This window comes from Shewanella oncorhynchi (assembly GCF_012584455.1).
GTDB lineage: Bacteria > Pseudomonadota > Gammaproteobacteria > Enterobacterales > Shewanellaceae > Shewanella > Shewanella oncorhynchi.
In genome coordinates this window covers 1-16,408 of sequence record NZ_JABAEB010000023.1, presented here as the reverse complement: position 1 = coordinate 16,408, position 16,408 = coordinate 1, and the positions used below count along the sequence as shown (strand labels likewise).

Genomic DNA, 16,408 nt, shown 5'->3' with positions numbered 1-16,408 from the left:
AATTTTAGCGTGCGCGTGAGCTAGCCAGCAAGTGAGTATTTTATGGGAATTAACACTAAGATACTGTTTTTAATTGAATTGTTTTATTGTTGTTGCATCTGGTTGGTTGCTAAGTTACGAAATGTTGTGTTGTTTAAATTCAATTTTTATCTAGATGATTGTTTTTATTATTAAATAACTATGATACATGCAATTTTTTTACAGTGATTTAGCATTTAAATTGGTCTTTGTGATCTCGTACTCAAATGTTACAAATGATTCAAAATGTAATTCAGACATATACTTAAAGCCGATGACTAATGCTGAAATAAAAGCCCCCGCCAGTAGTGATTGACGGGGGCTCTACGTTTGCTAGTGGCTAAGTATTTTTGGAATACCTACAGCTAGATTCCAGTCTTATTCTTTATATTTAAGCGTGCCGTTGGCTTTGATTTCATCAAACCATAGGTTGTGATGTTGGCTGGCCCAGTTTTCATCACAGTAGCCTGACACCATACATTCCATACCGCCTTCTGACATCACAGTTGCCATGAAGATGTGTACGATAGAGAAAGCACAGATCACGATAGCGCTCACTGAATGCAGTACCAGGGCGATCAAGCTTAATGTACGGCTTGGTTCGAACAGGTTAGGGAAGAGTAATAACATGCCCGAGGCTGAAATGACTAATCCAAACAGGGCAAATGCCCAAAACCACATTTTCTCACCCGCGTTAGCAAAACCTGCATCTGGGTGCTTACCTTTGAACGGACCAAAGTTAATGTAACCGCCTACTACCATGAACCACTTTACGTCGTACATTTTTGGCAGTTGGTTTTTCGCCCATAGGGTGGTCATCAATGCCCAACCTATCATGAAGGGAATCGCCATCACGTCATGGATTTGCTTCGCGCCATAGACGATTGCTTCCCAGATGCCTTCGCCCAACCAAGGTTGGAAGAAAAAGCGACCCGCCAGCAAGGTTAAGCCTGTTAAAATCAACAGTAAGCATGGAATCGCGCCTAACCAGTGGATTGAAACATCAAACTTAGACCAGCGATGCACTAACTTGCCTGAAAAACCATGGTGCAGCTTGGAGATGCCATTCACCTTGATAAATAGGACAAAGATAATGATCATACCGAATAGTGCTGCCATTAAGGCGGGCGCTAACCAGTCGCTACGCAGCGCTAATACCCGTAAATCATAGGTATTGATCGGCTGAGCATGAAACTCACTTTGGGAGGTAGTGTATCCCGTGGCACCATCCTTCAGTTGTGCCCAAATTTGGGCATCAGACTGTTGAACTTGATTCGCCAGTTCATCACCACCATTGGCTATACACACAGCACTAAATAACAGTGCTATGGCTAAACCTATGTGTTTGAACCATTTGTTCATCATACATCCTCTCTCACTTAGTCGCGCCCACCTAGGTAGGCGCTAAGCTAAGTCTGTGGACAGATCCTGTTGACCTGAATTAATTCCAAGCCGCGTTTTTAGCACCACGATAAGCCACACGCTCACGGAAGATGCTTGAAACCACTTCGGCATCACCTGCTAACAGGGCTTTAGTCGCGCACAGTTCTGCACACATAGGCAGTTTGCCTTCGGCAATACGGTTTGAACCGTATTTTTGGCGTTCTGCATCTGAGTGGTTTTCTTCTGGGCCACCGGCACAGAAGGTACATTTATCCATCTTACCGCGGCTACCAAAGGCACCTTTTTTCGGGAACTGAGGTGCGCCAAATGGACAGGCGTACAGGCAGTAACCGCAACCAATACAGGCATCTTTGTCGTGTAGCACTATGCCGTCGTCGGTTCTGTAGAAGCAGTTTGCTGGGCAAACCGCCATACAAGGTGCATCTGAGCAATGCATACAGGCGACAGAGATTGAGGCTTCACCACGTTGACCATCGTTGATCGTCACTACGCGGCGGCGTTGGATACCCCACTCGAGAGCGGAGTCGTTTTCGTTTTTACAGGCAGTGACACAACCGTTACATTCGATGCAGCGCTTGGTATCACACAAAAATTTCATTGTAGCCATAATGGCAATTCTCCTAGCTTAAGCTGCACTTACGCTTTAACAATCTGACAGAGTGATGCCTTGGTTTCCTGCATTTGTGTCACAGGGTCATAACCATAGGTCAGCGCAGTGTTACAAGATTCACCAATAACGTAAGGCACTGTTCCCTCTGGATAATTAGGCGCTAAACTTTCTCCGTGCATCACACCCGCAAAGTGGTATGGCATAAAGGTAACGCCGGGTTTTACCCTTGGGGTAACCATGGCTTGCACCTTAATACGGCCACCTTCGGCGCCTTCTAACCAGACGTCTTCACCGTTACGAATGCCGCGATCGGCAGCGTCGGCAGGGCTTATCTCAACGAACATTTCCTGTTGAAGTTCAGCCAGCCAAGGGTTGGAGCGAGATTCTTCACCACCACCTTCGTATTCAACCAGACGACCCGATGTCAGTACCAGCGGGTACTTGCCGCTCATGTCTTTGTCTTGGATAGACTTATACAGCGTGGGGAGACGGTGTACTTGCATGTCGTCATAGGTTGGGTATTTCGCCACTAAGTCACGACGTGCTGTGTATAACGGTTCACGGTGTACAGGGACTTGATCAGGGAAAGTCCAAACAATACAACGAGCTTTAGCATTACCAAAGGGGATACAACCGTGCTTGATCGCCACGCGCACTATGCCGCCTGACAAATCTGTTTTCCAGTTTTTACCTTCGGCTTCCGCTTTTTCTTCCGCCGTCAGATCATCCCACCAACCCAATTGTTTGAGCATATCGGCAGTAAATTCTGGGTAACCGTCTTGAATTTCAGCGCCTTTAGAATAAGTGCCATCGGCTAAAATGCTTTGACCCTTATATTCAACACCGTAACGGGCGCGGAAGTTACCACCGCCGTCTTTAACGTGTTTGGCTTGGTTATAGAGGATTTGAGTGCCAGGGTGTTTAGCTTCTGGCGTGCCCCAACATGGCCAAGGTAAACCGTAGGTTTCGCCTTTAGCTGGGCCGCCTGCGGCTTCCAACGTCTTGTTGCTGAAAGTGCCCCAGTTTTGGGTGTGTAACTTGATACGCTCAGGGCTTTGACCTGTCATACCGATAGTCCACATACCGCGGTTGATTTCACGGGTGATTTCTTCAATCACAGGTAATCCATTTTCAATCGCAATGCGTTTAGTGTACTGCTCGGCAATACCCAGTTTTTGGGCTAAACGGTACATGATTTCGATGTCGGTTTTAGACTCGAACAGTGGCTCGATGACTTGCTCACGCCACTGGATAGAACGGCCTGAGTTAGATACTGAACCGTGAGTCTCAAACTGAGTTGCCGCAGGCAGCAGATATACGCCATTCTTACGACGGTGCATAACACCTGCCATCGTTGGGAATGGGTCGACAACGACGACTGTGTCCATCTTGTCTAAGGCATCACGCACTTCACGCTGACGGGTTTCAGTGTTGACAGATTGTCCCCAGAAAAACGCCATACGGATATTATCTTTCTGCGCTAATTTGCTCTTATCTTCTAACACACCATCGTGCCAACGAGAACAAGGGATACCCGGTGTCGTCATTGGATCTTTGCCAAGGTAGGCTGTTTGATCGAAACGACCTTTCACCCATGCCATGTCCAGATCCCAAACATGGGTCCAGTGACTCCATGCTGCTGAGGTCAAACCGTAGTAACCGGGTAAGTTATCAAATAACAAACCTAAGTCAGTTGCGCCTTGTACGTTATCGTGGCCACGGAAAATGTTAGTGCCGCCGCCTGAAACGCCCATGTTGCCCAGTGCTAATTGCAGAATACAATAAGCGCGAGTGTTGGCATTACCAACGTGGTGTTGAGTTCCACCCATACACCAAATCACAGTGCCAGGACGGTTATCAGCCATTAATTTAGCCGCTTGATAAACCTCGGCTTCGCTCACGCCAGTGATATTTTCGACTTCTTTAGGTGGGAATTTCTTCACTTCAGCACGGATACTTTCCATCTCGAATACGCGGTGCTTGATAAAGGTTTTATCTTCCCAACCATTTTCAAAAATGTGCCATAACATACCGTAAATAAACGGAATATCAGTGCCTGGGCGAATTGCACAATGCAAGTCTGAATGCGCTGCAGTGCGAGAGAAACGTGGGTCAACGACGATGATTTTGGCGTTGTTTCTTTCTTTAGCGATCAGAATATGTTGCATCGAAACGGGATGCGCTTCTGCTGGGTTTGCCCCGATCAGGAAGATGGCATGAGCATTCTGGATATCGTTGAAAGAGTTCGTTTGCGCACCGTAGCCCCAAGTGTTAGCAACACCGGCTACCGTGGTAGAGTGACAAATACGAGCTGAATGGTCGACGTTGTTTGTGCCCCACATCGCCGCTAACTTGCGGTACATGTAACAACCTTCGTTAGAAAACTTAGCGCTACCCATGAAGTACACTGAGTCTGGGCCAGATTCTTTACGAATGTTGAGCATTTGGTCGCCCACTTCGTTAATAGCATCTTCCCAAGAGATTTTTTTCCACTTGCCATCAACCAATTTCATTGGATATTTCAGGCGTTTTTCACCATGACCATGCTCACGCAGTGCAGCACCTTTCGCGCAGTGACCACCAGCGTTGAATGGATGGTCGAATGCGGGTTCTTGGCCCGTCCACACACCATTTTGTACTTCGGCATACAGGCCACAACCGACGGCGCAGGCACTACAAATAGTACGTTTGATTTCGATTGGCGCATCATGCGGTACTTCTTTGGCTTCGACACGACGCATCATGCCTGTGCCCATCAGAGATGCTGCGGCAATACCACCAGTAGCGATACCTGCGTGCTTCATAAATTGACGACGGCTGATGCCTAACGCCGGTTTGTCTGCCACTGTGGCAACATTGGACTTGCGAGTTAACTTCATCGCTGACTTCTCCTAGATTAGCTGCGCAAGCTATCGTAATAGCTGCTGATATGCGCAGTTTCGTGGTAACCCTTTGACTCTTTAGTGGTTACCTTGCTGCTCTCGCTGACCTGTGCCACGCTCATGCCGGTTGCGGCAATGGCGGCACCCGCTACGCTGCCGACGGTGAGCGCTTTGAGCAAAGATCGGCGAGATAAATCGCTGGGTTGCTGCTTCATGCTGACTCCTGAAATTAGGGTTTAGTTTTTGAGATCGCACGGCTTTTTGTGGGGTTCATCTTGTTATCAAAAAGTGAAGATTAGCGGCGGAAAAGATAATGAAATCATCTTGTTTACCATCAATCATCGCGCGTGACGGCAATATAGTAGGAAAGGGTTGAGTAGGAATTGATCTAGGACAGTTTGCAGCCCTGAAATCGGCGGCCGTTCTCTTAAAGCGTTAACTCGCTCATAGTTTAGTGAATTACTGGGTAAGAGGGCGTTGGCGGATTTTTGTATCTCGCTGTTTCAGTTGTTAATTTTTTGTACTGTTGAATTAATGCGATGGGTATCAGTGCGAATAAAAAACACCCCGCGATGCGGGGTGTTTTGAGGATGTAAAAGCTGCGGTTTAACTTAGTCTTTATACTTTAAGCTGCCGTTGGCCTTGATTTCGTCATACCAGAGATTATGGTGCTGGATTGCCCAGTTTTCATCACAATAGCCTGACTTCATACACTCCATACCGCCTTCGCTCAGTACGGTCGCCATCCAAATATGCACTATAGTAAAGGCAATCAAGATAATGGCGCTGATAGAGTGGATCAGCAGCGCGCCCATAGAGGCTTCGCGGGGTAAATCCAAGCCTGGCAATACCAACATGATGCCAGATACGCTGATGAATAAACCAAACAACATCAGGGTCCAGAACCACATTTTTTCACCGGCGTTAGCGAAACCACTGTCAGGGTGCTTACCTTTGAACGGGCCAAAGTTGATATAACCACCTACCACTAAAAACCATTTCAAATCATACATCTTGAAGGTTTGTAGCGGCATCCATTTCACCACACAGACAGCCCAAGCCGCGATAAAAATGGGACCTGCCCAATCGTGGATTGTTTTGCTGCCATAGATCAATGGCGCCCAAAGGTCGGGGCCTAACATTGGCTGTATGACATGCTTACCTAACATTATGGTTAGACCGGTAAACATCAGTGCCAGACAGCTGCTCGCCATGATCCAATGGATCCACAGATCCGCCTTTGACCAGCGCGAAACCATCTTGCCTGAAAAGCCATGACTCAGTTTTGATGGACCATTCACCAGATAAAACAATAAGAAAGCACCAAACACACCTACCACGGCTAGCGCCATGACGGGGGTTAAGTATTCATTTCTCAGTTCTTTACCTTGGTTACCGGCAACGTTAATCAACACCCCAGTATCTATTCCTTTGGCAGTGGTATAGCCGGCATCGCCTGCTTTTACCGCTCGCCAAAGATCGGCATCGCTGGTTTGCGCTTTCGCCTGTTGTTGACTCGATTGCTGATCACTTGCGTGTACTGGGTTTGAGCTCATGACTGAACCTAATCCCAATCCCATGACGAGCACCAACAGAGCAAACAGACTGCGCAGTGATTTGTTTAACTGTTTGTTTAACATTTTCACTCCTTGCCAGAGGTTAGGGATTTCTCCCTAACCCTCGCTCTGCTTAGTTAATCTCACCTGTCTTGGGGTTGTAACCCCAAATCACGTTAGGATTGCCTCGAGAGGCCATACGTTGACGGTAAATGTTTGATACCACTTCCGCATCACCTGCGAGCAGCGCTTTAGTAGAACAAAGCTCAGCACACATAGGTAACTTGCCCTCAGCAATACGGTTGGCACCGTATTTTTTACGCTCAGCTTCGGAGAAGGTTTCTTCTGGGCCACCGGCACAGAAAGTACACTTGTCCATTTTGCCACGACTACCAAAGGCAGTCTTTTTCGGGAATTGCGGTGCACCAAATGGACAAGCATAGAAGCAATAACCACAACCGATACAAGTATCTTTGTTGTGCAGCACTATGCCGTCTTCGGTACGGTAGAAACAATCTGCCGGACATACGGCCATGCAGGGAGCGTCAGTACAGTGCATACAAGCCACTGAAATTGAGGCTTCGCCAGGTAGACCATCGTTGATCGTCACCACGCGGCGACGTTGAATTCCCCACTCGAGAGCGGAGTCGTTTTCGTTCTTACATGCAGTGACGCAACCGTTACACTCGATGCAGCGCTTGGTGTCACACAGAAATTTCATGACTGCCATAATGGCTTATCTCCTCATCAAGTAGGTTAGGCTTTGCTGATTTGGCATAGGCTGGACTTAGTTTCTTGCATCTGAGTCACAACGTCGTAGCCATAAGTTAAAATGGTGTTTGCAGATTCGCCTATCACGTAAGGCACAGTGCCTTCTGGATAGTTTTTCGCTAGGCTTTCGCCTTCAAACACCCCAGCAAAGTGGTATGGCATAAAACATTCACCGGCAATAACGCGCGGTGTCACCATAGCCTTAACCGTGATTTTGGCGCCTTCTGGACCATGAACAAAAACATTGTCACCGTCACGAATACCACGATCCGCTGCATCTGCAGGGTTCATTTCGATGAACATTTCTTGTTGTAGTTCAGCTAACCAAGGGTTAGAACGGGATTCTTCACCACCACCTTCATATTCCACTAGGCGGCCTGATGTGAGTGCCAATGGGAAGTCTTTAGCAAAATCTTTGTCTTGAATTGACTTATACAGTGTCGGTAAACGTGCAACCATACGATCTTCGTAGGTGGGGTATTTAGCGACTAAGTCACGACGAGGCGTGTAAAGTGGTTCGCGGTGGCGTGGAATATCGTCTGGGAATGTCCATACAATACAACGAGCTTTAGCGTTACCGTAAGGGATACAGCCGTGCTTGATAGCAACACGTTGGATACCGCCGGAAATGTCAGTTTTCCAGTTTTTGCCTTCGGCGTGTTTTTTCTCGTTTTCGGTCAGGTCATCCCACCAACCTAATTGCTTAAGCATATCGGCGGTAAATTCAGGATAGCCATCTTGGATCTCACTGCCTTTAGAGTAAGTACCTTCGGCAAGAATATTATTGCCTTCATGTTCCACACCATAGCGAGCACGGAAGTTACCGCCACCGTCTTTCACATGTTTGGCTTCGTTATACAGAATCTGGGTACCAGGATGTTTCATCTCTGGTGTGCCCCAACATGGCCAAGGTAAGCCGTAGGTTTCGCCTTTGGCAGGACCGCCGGGGGCTTCGAGGCTGTCAGCATCAAAAGTACCCCAGTTTTCTTGGTGCATTTTTAAACGCTCTGGGCTTTGTCCGGTATAACCGATAGTCCACATACCTGTGTTAAATTCGCGGGTGATATCTTCAATCAAAGGCTCTTCACCATTGACTTTAATATGCTTGAATAGCTCTTTATCTATACCCACTTTTTTGGCGAGTTTGTACATTATCACATGATCAGGCAGGGATTCGAACAGGGGCTCTATGACCTTAGAACGCCATTGTACTGAGCGGTTAGTCGCAGAGATTGAACCGTAGGTTTCAAACTGGGTTGCCGCAGGAAGTAAATAAACCCCATCTTGACGTTGGTGCATAACACCCGCCATGGTTGGGAATGGATCGACAACGACGACGGTATCCATTTTGTTTAAGGCTTCACGCACTTCACGGCCACGGGTTTCAGTGTTGACCGATTGTCCCCAGAAGAACGCCAGACGAATATTGTCTTTTTGCGCTATCTTGGTTTTATCTTCTAACACGCCATCGTGCCAGCGCGAACAAGGAATACCCGCAGAGGTTTGCGGTTTTTGTCCTAGATATTCGCCTTGATCGAAACGGCTCGCTACCCAATTAGGGTCGAGATCCCACACATTATTCCAATGAGCCCAAGCGCCAGTCGTTAAACCGTAGTAACCCGGTAAGTTATCAAATAACAAACCAAAGTCGGTTGCGCCTTGCACGTTATCATGGCCGCGAAAAATGTTAGTGCCGCCGCCAGGTACACCCATGTTGCCTAAAGCGAGTTGTAACATGCAGTATGAACGGGTGTTAGAGTTACCCACGTGGTGCTGAGTGCCACCCATACACCAAATAATGGTGCCAGGTTTGGTTTCAGCCATCATTTTGGCGACGCGGTACATCTGCGCTTTTGGTACACCCGCAACCAGTTCAACTTCTTCAGGGGGGTACTTTTTTACTTCTTCGCGGATACGATCCATGCCATAGACACGGTGTTTGATAAACTCTTTATCTTCCCAGCCGTTTTCAAATATGTGCCATAACAGGCCATAAATGAAGGGGATGTCTGTGCCAGGACGGATATGCACGTACTCGTCAGATTTCGCTGCAGTACGGGTGAAACGTGGATCAACAACGATGATTTTGGCACCGCGTTCTTTACCAATCAAAATATGCTGCATGGCAACAGGATGCGCTTCACTGGGGTTTGCCCCAATAAACATGATGCACTTAGAGTTGCGAATATCGTTGATTGAGTTGGTTTGCGCACCGTAGCCCCAAGTGTTAGCAACACCGGCTACCGTGGTAGAGTGACAAATACGTGCAGAATGGTCGACGTTGTTCGTACCCCACAGTGCCGCAAATTTGCGATATAAATAAGCTTGTTCGTTAGAGAACTTAGCGCTACCCATAAAGTAGACTGAATCTGGGCCTGACTCTTGACGAATTGAAGCCATTTTATCGCCGACTTCATTAATCGCTTGATCCCAAGAGATCTTTTTCCATTTTCCGCCTTCTAACTTCATGGGGTATTTCAGGCGTTTTTCGCCGTGACCATGTTCACGCAGTGCAGCACCTTTCGCGCAGTGACCGCCAGCGTTGAACGGGTGATCGAATGCGGGTTCTTGACCCGTCCATACACCATTTTGTACTTCTGCATACACACCACAACCTACGGCACAGTGAGAACAGATGGTACGTTTGACTTCGGTGGGAACATTATGGCCAATATCTTCTTGGGCCTGTGCTTTACGCATCATGCCTGTGCCCAGCATGGATGCCGCAGCGATCCCTCCTGTGGCAAGACTTGCCGATTTTAAGAACTGACGACGATTGAGACCCAGTGTTGGCGCTTTAGCTTCGACAACCTGGTCTGTTTTGCGGGTTAATCGCATCACACACTCTCCTCTATTTTAGTTTTAAAGCGACGCATAATAGCTACGAATATGGTCGGTTTCGCGGTAGTTCTCACTTTTAGGCTCTGTGGTCGCTGCCGTTTTTGTCGAAGCTAACGCTTGACTACTCACAGTGACCACTGCGCCTGCCGCACTGCCGAGTGCCAATGCTTTAAGCAATTGACGACGGCCCATGTCGGAAGCTGGCTTCTTCATAGTGTCTCCTTGTGTTACTGGATAAGGTGGTACAAACGGCTACCACCTCGGTTATTGTGGAAGCCTAAGCTTCCGTTATTGTTGCTAAGGTAAACATTAATCTCACCTTAGCAGTTTTAACTCATCTCTAACATTTAGCACGCACATGCCGCGCTATCACTCAGTTTAGTCTTAGTTCATTAACTCTACTGGTTTTGCTAAATCGCTGGTGGCTGGCTGTAAGTCTGCGCTGCCTGGGCAATTGACTGGAATATCTAAGCTTAATTGCTCAAAAGCACTGGCTTCCATTGCAAAAAACGCTTTTGCTAGCTGTGCAACCGTGGCGTAAAACGCCGCACTTGGCGCCTTGGCTAAATTGTCGCAAAAACGGCCAATCCAGCTGCCGATATGGCGTTGGTAAAAAGCCAATTGGCGATAACTTGGCGCTTCTAAAATCAGGGTTCCCATCACTTCACACAGGGCTGCAACGTGATCTTCGGGTTCCTTGACGTTGTCTTCGCGTTCAAACCCCAGTTGCATTAAGTCTTGGCGTAGCAATGCCAGTGGTTTATCCATCAATGAGCCCGTCATAAACCAGCTGCCGTAGGGCAGGATCTCACCGCAACCTACACCGAGGAACAGGGCAAAATACTCGTCTTCTAGTTGTGCGCTGTTGAACTGCTGTGCGGCGAGTTGGAGTGATAACCAAGCTTTAGTCATCTCGTTGTCTTCATTGGCATCAATTTCAAGATTGGCCAAAAAGTGTAGCAGTTCAGGGCTTGGCTGACGGCGCAATAGGGCGGCTAACAGTTGATAGATATCGGCTCTCAACTGATCGTTTTCTGAAACTTGTCTTACTGATTCGGTCATAGCGGATCTCTTATCGCAGTTGCTTTTCAGGATCTTGAAGAATGTCTTCAAACATGTCTTTTACCCGGCAGTCGCCACACATTTTCAAGCGTTCAATATTGGCAGAAAATGCGCTGTGCGCGCCGACCATATCCAGCATCCGATGCACCATAGATTGGGTCGCAAAAGGAGAGCCGCAGCGAATACATTCGAAGGGGGCTTCTTCTTTCAGGGTGTGTTGTTGCTGACGGGCAGCTTTATTAAAGTTAATTTGCGGGGTAAGGCTGATAACCTTTTCAGGACACGCTGCCTCACATAAACCGCATTGCACGCAGTTTTGCTCGATGAAGTGTAGTGCAGGTTTGTCGCCACCATCTTGTAATGCCATCGTGGGACAAATTGCCACGCAGGACATACACATAGTGCACTTTTCGACATTTACACTGACTTTGCCAAAGGGAATATTGTTGAGGCTGAGGCAAGTATCGATTTCACCCGCTTGGCTATTGAGGTGATCTATCGATTCAAATAGCGTGTTGCGTTTAGTGGTCGAGGCAAATGCGGCGGGCACGATCACGGGCCAATCTAAGCTGATATCGAGCATCGAATCTAAATCGGCAAGCATGCTCGGGTCGATGAGGCTAATGCGTTGTGGCTGGCCCATTTCATCTAAAATGCTATTGGCTAACGACAGTTCGCCTTTAAGCATTTGCGTTAGGGTTGGCGCTGTTGCGTCTGTGTTGAGGATCAGCACTTGGCGCGCGCCCCAAGCGAGTACTGACAACCAATGATCTACGCTAGCAACGGTAATTTCTTCGAGGGCAACGGGGATGATGTCGCCTGCTAAATCGTCACTAATAAAGTTGGCGCCGACGGCATTATCGTGGAACAAGATCACTGGTGCGGTTTGTGCTTGCTCGCGGAACCGACTAACAATTTTGTTCAGGTATGAATGCAAAGCTTGCGGCGTAGGTAAATCGTAACTGATAGCACCCGTTGGGCAAGTGCTGGTACAACTGCCTGCGCCGTGGCAAAGATATGGATCGATTTCAATTTTCTTTGCGACACTACTGATCGCATCTGCTGGGCAGAAGTTGAGGCAACGATTACAACCATTGATGCCATTGCGGTCGTGGGCACAGATATCTGGGTTAATTTTGACGTAGCGCGGCTTATCAAATTGGCCGATGAGATCGGGAATTTGCGCAAGGGCATCTTCGAGTTTTTCAGCGTCTTGGCCTACGTAAAAATAGCCGGGTGGCAGCATTTCTAAGTTCAAACAAGCTGCGCTGCTCAAATCGAGCACGATATCGAAATGGGGTTTACGGATTGACACTAAACTGAGTTCGGCTGCACCATCTTGATGTTCAACACTGACTTGAAATTGGCCTAAAAAGCCTTTTACGCCAATGAGTTTGTTGTAATAGCTTTCGACATCAGTTGCCGCTGCCATGACACGTTCTAGGTGCGCTTCATCTTGGCTGGTAATGGCTTCATTGGCTAAAATCACTCTATGGGCCATAGTGGACAATTTGTCTGCGGCGAGGCGAGCCAGATCTTCTGGGCCAATAATAAGAACATTGCCTTCGGTGGTATAGCTGACAGTTGGCGGGATCAGATTCTGCAACATCTGAGTTTGCGTTAATACCTGTTGTCGCGCTTGTTTTAACGCTTCTTGGGTTTGATTGGTCATCAAATAAGTGCTCACATTGCGTTCCTGAACAGTACTTTGGCTGTTTCTTGTTTTACTGTATCTGGGCAGATTTAGGCGGCTGGTAATAAGTAAGTCATTGCCTTTTCTGCTTTTATCTAAGCTTTTTTATATCTTAGTACAGCAATTCACATACCAAAGTTACGGACATTAAAATTAGCTAAACTGACGTTAAACAACTCGGGTATGTACCTGAGCTAAGGGCTCTGGTGCATTTTGGGGTAGGTCATCAGTCTCCCCATCCAAATTGTCCGTTATCGGCTCAGCTGCCCATTCGACTTCGACTTCATTAGTCTCATGAGTTGTTGTTTCGCTTACATCAAGACTCGTGGATGGATTGCTTTCTTCAGTTTGTTTGGCTAAAACAGCTGATTCTTCATCCGAGGTCTCGCTGTCTTCGGCTATGTAACGGAAGACTTTTTGCATCAATTCAGCTGAGACTTCTGCACTGAGTTTCGGTTGATTACTGTAATCGAGTGCATATTCCAAAAGCCCATCTATCTCGTTGAAATGCGGTTGTTTCCACAGTGCACGTAGCGCTGCTGATTTAGCTGCAGGGTCAACATTGGCACCCATAAAACTCGCAAAGCTGCCGCCTACTTCAATTTCGTCGGGATTGGGTAAATCCGCTGCAGTGAGGATGCGATTAGGATCGTCATGCTCTGCAGTATTAGGTTCAATGGCTGACTCTGTGGGTTGAAGCTGCTCAACTGCCATAGTGGGCTCGGCTACGATGGTCTCCTGAGGTGTGATTTCCCCGTCAGCTCGCGCTTCCTCTGCTGCAACTTGTTCGCGCCGTTGGTTCCAGCGACTCAGTAGCCCGCCTGTTTTTTGTATGGATTCAGCCATTAGTCCCTCCGCAATGGATCGTGACTTGGGCCTTGATTATTACGGCCATCGACATGTTTACGGCGATGAGCGGCAATTTCGACTTCACCATATTGGGTGATAAAGGCTTCAATCCAACAAGCGATAGCTTTTGGCATCAATAAGTTGAGGACAGGGGTATTGCCCTCAAGACAACCCGCCGCGACATTCTGATCCGCCGATAATGCCGCCGGTATCCAAGTGCCATCGGCCGTTTCATCACATACTAAATACAGCATGGCGTTATCTAAATCGAGATTGAGGCGATAGCTGGCGCGTTCGTCTTTGTGCAGTTCGAGTAGCACTAAGGTTGCATCGTCTGGGGCTTGATGGGTGGCGGGAAGTAGGTGATCAATTTCCCATTGTACTGAGGTCCAGCGGCCAACTTGCTTCTCTACTTTCTTGAGTGAAACGTACATAGGCCAAACACTAGTTGTATGTTGCATTGTCTCTCCGTCTCAGCCGTGTTGATGGACAAACCGTTGAGTGAACGGTTCGGTTTTACCAACAAATTGCGATAAAAGGTCACTGCAATATTGGTGCCAGTAAACATAGTGGATTAGTTTGAGCTAGATCATCAAAAACACCCTATAAATTGGACATTTTGTCCAGTACAGGATTTTGTTTGGGACATAAAAGGGCTAATGAAAAATCAGCATTGCGGCAGATCACGCATTTAACCCCAATTTTTATGTCTAGGTATAAATATTGCTATGCTCTGGCCATGACTAGTTAAGCGGTAACATTATGATCTCTGAAAATATCACTATTCCTGATAACAACATGAGCACAGATAGCGAAATAGCGGCAGCCAATCCTTCTCAAAAAACTCAGCATCAGTGTTCTTTTGTGAGAACTCAAGTGGAAGTACCGCTAACCATTGCTGTAAAAGCAGTGAATGAAGCCGGGGAAGTGTTGGATAAATTTGTCGCCTGCGAACGTCCGCTTACCGTGTATTTGAACTGGCGACCAATAGTGACACTTATGACCCTAGGGGCGAAACCTGAGTCACTGGCGTTAGGTTATCTTAAGAACCAAGGCTTTATTTCGGATGTGAACTTACTGGACTCTGTTATCGTCGATTGGGATGTGAGTTCTGCAGCCGTGGTTACCCGTGAACAAACCGCCGATTTGGATGAGAAACTCTCCGAAAAAACGGTGACATCAGGCTGTGGTCAAGGCACGGTTTATGGCAGTTTTATGCAAGATTTAGACGGCATCAATTTACCAACGCCAAGTCTTAAGCAAAGCACCCTTTATAGCTTATTAAAAAATATCAACGAATATAACGAAACCTATAAAAATGCGGGAGCTGTACACGGTTGTGGCTTGTGCGAAGACGATAAAATTATGGCTTTTGTCGAGGATGTTGGCCGTCATAATGCCGTAGATACTTTGGCTGGGGATATGTGGCTGACACAGGATCGCGGCGATAATAAGATATTTTATACCACTGGCCGCTTAACTTCGGAAATGGTGATTAAAGTCGCTAAAATGGGGATCCCTATTTTGCTATCACGCAGTGGCGTGACTCAAATGGGCTTAGCACTAGCGCAGCAGTTGGGTATTACTATTATAGCCCGCGCGAAAGGCCGTCACTTTTTGGTGTACCACGGCAGTGAAAATCTGCAGTTTGATGCCAATACGGCTCCTTAGCCTCAAGTCAGCTAAGACTTACATGCAGTAACGAAGAATAAGACAAGGAAACAAGATGACGTCTGCCAGTGAATTGGTCTACATGAGCGCGAAGCAAGTGGCCGAGTATTTAGACCTTAATGAGAAAAAAGTCTACGCCATGGCTAATGACAGAATTCTCCCCGCCACTAAAATCACCGGTAAATGGCTATTTCCGAAAGTGTTAATCGACCGTTGGGTAATGGATTCTTGCCACAGTGGCATGCTGACCGACCGTTTATTGATCACTGGTAGTGACGATCCACTATTATCTATGCTGGTGGCGCGTTTGATGGCGCAAGTTGGTAGCCGTGAGTTGATAAGCTACAGCGCAACAGGTTCACGCTTAGGGTTAGAGTTGCTTGCTAAAGGTTATGCCGATGTGTGCACCTTACACTGGGGTAGCATGGAGGATAGAAATATTCGCCACCCAGCTTTACTTAAAGGTTATAACAACCATCAACAATGGATCATGGTGCATGGTTACTCCCGTCAGCAAGGGTTGATCATGCGTGCCGATATGCACCACAGATGTCAAGAAGAAGATAAAGTCGTGAATTTGCCTTGGCGTTGGGTGAGTCGTCAGGGGGGCGCAGGTAGCCAACAGCACTTAGAGCATTGGTTGTTAAAGCAAGGTGCTCGCTTAGATCAACTTAATGTCGTGCTAACTGCCTATAGTGAACGCGAGTTGGCGGGTTATATCGCTAGGGGGGATGCCGATATTGGTTTTGGTTGTCAATCTGTGGCTTTGGAAAGTGGTTTAAGTTTCGTGCCACTGATTAAAGAGTCTTTCGATTTCGTTATGCCGCAAAGCATTTACTTCCGTCGTCAGCTTCAACAACTTTTTACTATGTTGGCGAGCGGTCACTCGAGGCAAATGGCGGCACTACTTGGTGGCTATGATCTTACAGACTGCGGACAACTGCTATGGAGTGCGAGCTAATCCACTCAACTCGGTAATGGATTAAGGTGAATAGAGTTGAATGGTCTCTGAACTACTTATTACTGCTACTACATGCTGATTAATGTAGCC

At 47.3% G+C, this 16,408-nt stretch carries 14 protein-coding genes; 2 read left to right on the top strand and 12 right to left on the bottom strand.

Annotated features, from left to right (window positions below; all coding sequences use genetic code 11):
• Nucleotides 1-396: 396 nt before the first annotated feature.
• The 12 genes from HGO26_RS21970 to HGO26_RS21915 form a co-directional block, all read right to left on the bottom strand.
• Complete coding sequence (locus tag HGO26_RS21970) at nt 397-1,380, bottom strand: formate dehydrogenase subunit gamma (RefSeq protein ID WP_131525797.1); 984 nt, start codon at nt 1,378-1,380, stop codon at nt 397-399.
• 79 nt (nt 1,381-1,459) lie between these two features.
• Nucleotides 1,460-2,029, bottom strand: coding sequence for a formate dehydrogenase FDH3 subunit beta (fdh3B, locus tag HGO26_RS21965; RefSeq protein WP_105250558.1), 570 nt, complete (start codon nt 2,027-2,029; stop codon nt 1,460-1,462).
• A 29-nt stretch (nt 2,030-2,058) separates the two neighbouring features.
• On the bottom strand, nt 2,059-4,911 hold the full coding sequence (locus HGO26_RS21960; protein WP_131525790.1) for a molybdopterin-dependent oxidoreductase: 2,853 nt from the start codon (nt 4,909-4,911) through the stop codon (nt 2,059-2,061).
• Between the two features lie 17 nt (nt 4,912-4,928).
• On the bottom strand, nt 4,929-5,129 hold the full coding sequence (locus HGO26_RS21955) for a twin-arginine translocation signal domain-containing protein (protein WP_105250556.1): 201 nt from the start codon (nt 5,127-5,129) through the stop codon (nt 4,929-4,931).
• Nucleotides 5,130-5,525: 396 nt separating this feature from the next.
• Complete coding sequence (locus HGO26_RS21950) at nt 5,526-6,554, bottom strand: formate dehydrogenase subunit gamma (protein ID WP_113940318.1); 1,029 nt, start codon at nt 6,552-6,554, stop codon at nt 5,526-5,528.
• A 49-nt stretch (nt 6,555-6,603) separates the two neighbouring features.
• Nucleotides 6,604-7,200 (bottom strand): formate dehydrogenase FDH3 subunit beta, encoded by a 597-nt coding sequence (fdh3B, locus tag HGO26_RS21945; RefSeq protein WP_006083566.1) that lies wholly within the window; start codon nt 7,198-7,200, stop codon nt 6,604-6,606.
• Nucleotides 7,201-7,226: 26 nt separating this feature from the next.
• Nucleotides 7,227-10,079: a formate dehydrogenase subunit alpha gene (locus HGO26_RS21940; protein WP_168827779.1), complete on the bottom strand. Its 2,853-nt coding sequence runs from the start codon at nt 10,077-10,079 to the stop codon at nt 7,227-7,229.
• A 24-nt stretch (nt 10,080-10,103) separates the two neighbouring features.
• Nucleotides 10,104-10,295, bottom strand: a complete 192-nt coding sequence (locus tag HGO26_RS21935; RefSeq protein ID WP_113940320.1) for a twin-arginine translocation signal domain-containing protein — start codon at nt 10,293-10,295, stop codon at nt 10,104-10,106.
• Between the two features lie 171 nt (nt 10,296-10,466).
• Nucleotides 10,467-11,144, bottom strand: coding sequence for a TorD/DmsD family molecular chaperone (locus HGO26_RS21930; RefSeq protein ID WP_113940321.1), 678 nt, complete (start codon nt 11,142-11,144; stop codon nt 10,467-10,469).
• A gap of 10 nt (nt 11,145-11,154) precedes the next feature.
• Nucleotides 11,155-12,816, bottom strand: a complete 1,662-nt coding sequence (locus tag HGO26_RS21925) for a 4Fe-4S binding protein (RefSeq protein ID WP_168827778.1) — start codon at nt 12,814-12,816, stop codon at nt 11,155-11,157.
• Between the two features lie 189 nt (nt 12,817-13,005).
• On the bottom strand, nt 13,006-13,683 hold the full coding sequence (locus tag HGO26_RS21920; protein WP_113940323.1) for a DUF3306 domain-containing protein: 678 nt from the start codon (nt 13,681-13,683) through the stop codon (nt 13,006-13,008).
• Nucleotides 13,683-14,147, bottom strand: a complete 465-nt coding sequence (locus HGO26_RS21915) for a DUF3305 domain-containing protein (RefSeq protein WP_105250549.1) — start codon at nt 14,145-14,147, stop codon at nt 13,683-13,685. Before HGO26_RS21915 ends, HGO26_RS21920 begins: the two co-directional genes overlap by 1 nt.
• Before the next feature lie 337 nt (nt 14,148-14,484).
• Here HGO26_RS21915 and HGO26_RS21910 point away from each other — a divergent pair, with 337 nt between their 5' ends.
• Nucleotides 14,485-15,357, top strand: a complete 873-nt coding sequence (locus tag HGO26_RS21910; protein WP_168827777.1) for a formate dehydrogenase accessory sulfurtransferase FdhD — start codon at nt 14,485-14,487, stop codon at nt 15,355-15,357.
• A 55-nt stretch (nt 15,358-15,412) separates the two neighbouring features.
• The gene (locus HGO26_RS21905; protein ID WP_006083558.1) at nt 15,413-16,318 is read left to right on the top strand and encodes a helix-turn-helix transcriptional regulator; all 906 of its coding nucleotides are present in this window, start codon (nt 15,413-15,415) and stop codon (nt 16,316-16,318) included.
• Nucleotides 16,319-16,408: the final 90 nt, after the last annotated feature.

Excerpts from the sequence above, each read along its gene's own strand:
- HGO26_RS21970 (WP_131525797.1), bottom strand. The coding sequence starts at position 1,380 with ATGAACAAATGGTTCAAACACATAGGTTTAGCCATAGCACTGTTATTT.
- fdh3B (WP_105250558.1), bottom strand. The coding sequence starts at position 2,029 with ATGGCTACAATGAAATTTTTGTGTGATACCAAGCGCTGCATCGAATGT.
- HGO26_RS21960 (WP_131525790.1), bottom strand. The coding sequence starts at position 4,911 with ATGAAGTTAACTCGCAAGTCCAATGTTGCCACAGTGGCAGACAAACCG.
- HGO26_RS21955 (WP_105250556.1), bottom strand. The coding sequence starts at position 5,129 with ATGAAGCAGCAACCCAGCGATTTATCTCGCCGATCTTTGCTCAAAGCG.
- HGO26_RS21950 (WP_113940318.1), bottom strand. The coding sequence starts at position 6,554 with ATGTTAAACAAACAGTTAAACAAATCACTGCGCAGTCTGTTTGCTCTG.
- fdh3B (WP_006083566.1), bottom strand. The coding sequence starts at position 7,200 with ATGGCAGTCATGAAATTTCTGTGTGACACCAAGCGCTGCATCGAGTGT.
- HGO26_RS21940 (WP_168827779.1), bottom strand. The coding sequence starts at position 10,079 with ATGCGATTAACCCGCAAAACAGACCAGGTTGTCGAAGCTAAAGCGCCA.
- HGO26_RS21935 (WP_113940320.1), bottom strand. The coding sequence starts at position 10,295 with ATGAAGAAGCCAGCTTCCGACATGGGCCGTCGTCAATTGCTTAAAGCA.
- HGO26_RS21930 (WP_113940321.1), bottom strand. The coding sequence starts at position 11,144 with ATGACCGAATCAGTAAGACAAGTTTCAGAAAACGATCAGTTGAGAGCC.
- HGO26_RS21925 (WP_168827778.1), bottom strand. The coding sequence starts at position 12,816 with ATGACCAATCAAACCCAAGAAGCGTTAAAACAAGCGCGACAACAGGTA.
- HGO26_RS21920 (WP_113940323.1), bottom strand. The coding sequence starts at position 13,683 with ATGGCTGAATCCATACAAAAAACAGGCGGGCTACTGAGTCGCTGGAAC.
- HGO26_RS21915 (WP_105250549.1), bottom strand. The coding sequence starts at position 14,147 with ATGCAACATACAACTAGTGTTTGGCCTATGTACGTTTCACTCAAGAAA.
- HGO26_RS21910 (WP_168827777.1), top strand. The coding sequence starts at position 14,485 with ATGAGCACAGATAGCGAAATAGCGGCAGCCAATCCTTCTCAAAAAACT.
- HGO26_RS21905 (WP_006083558.1), top strand. The coding sequence starts at position 15,413 with ATGACGTCTGCCAGTGAATTGGTCTACATGAGCGCGAAGCAAGTGGCC.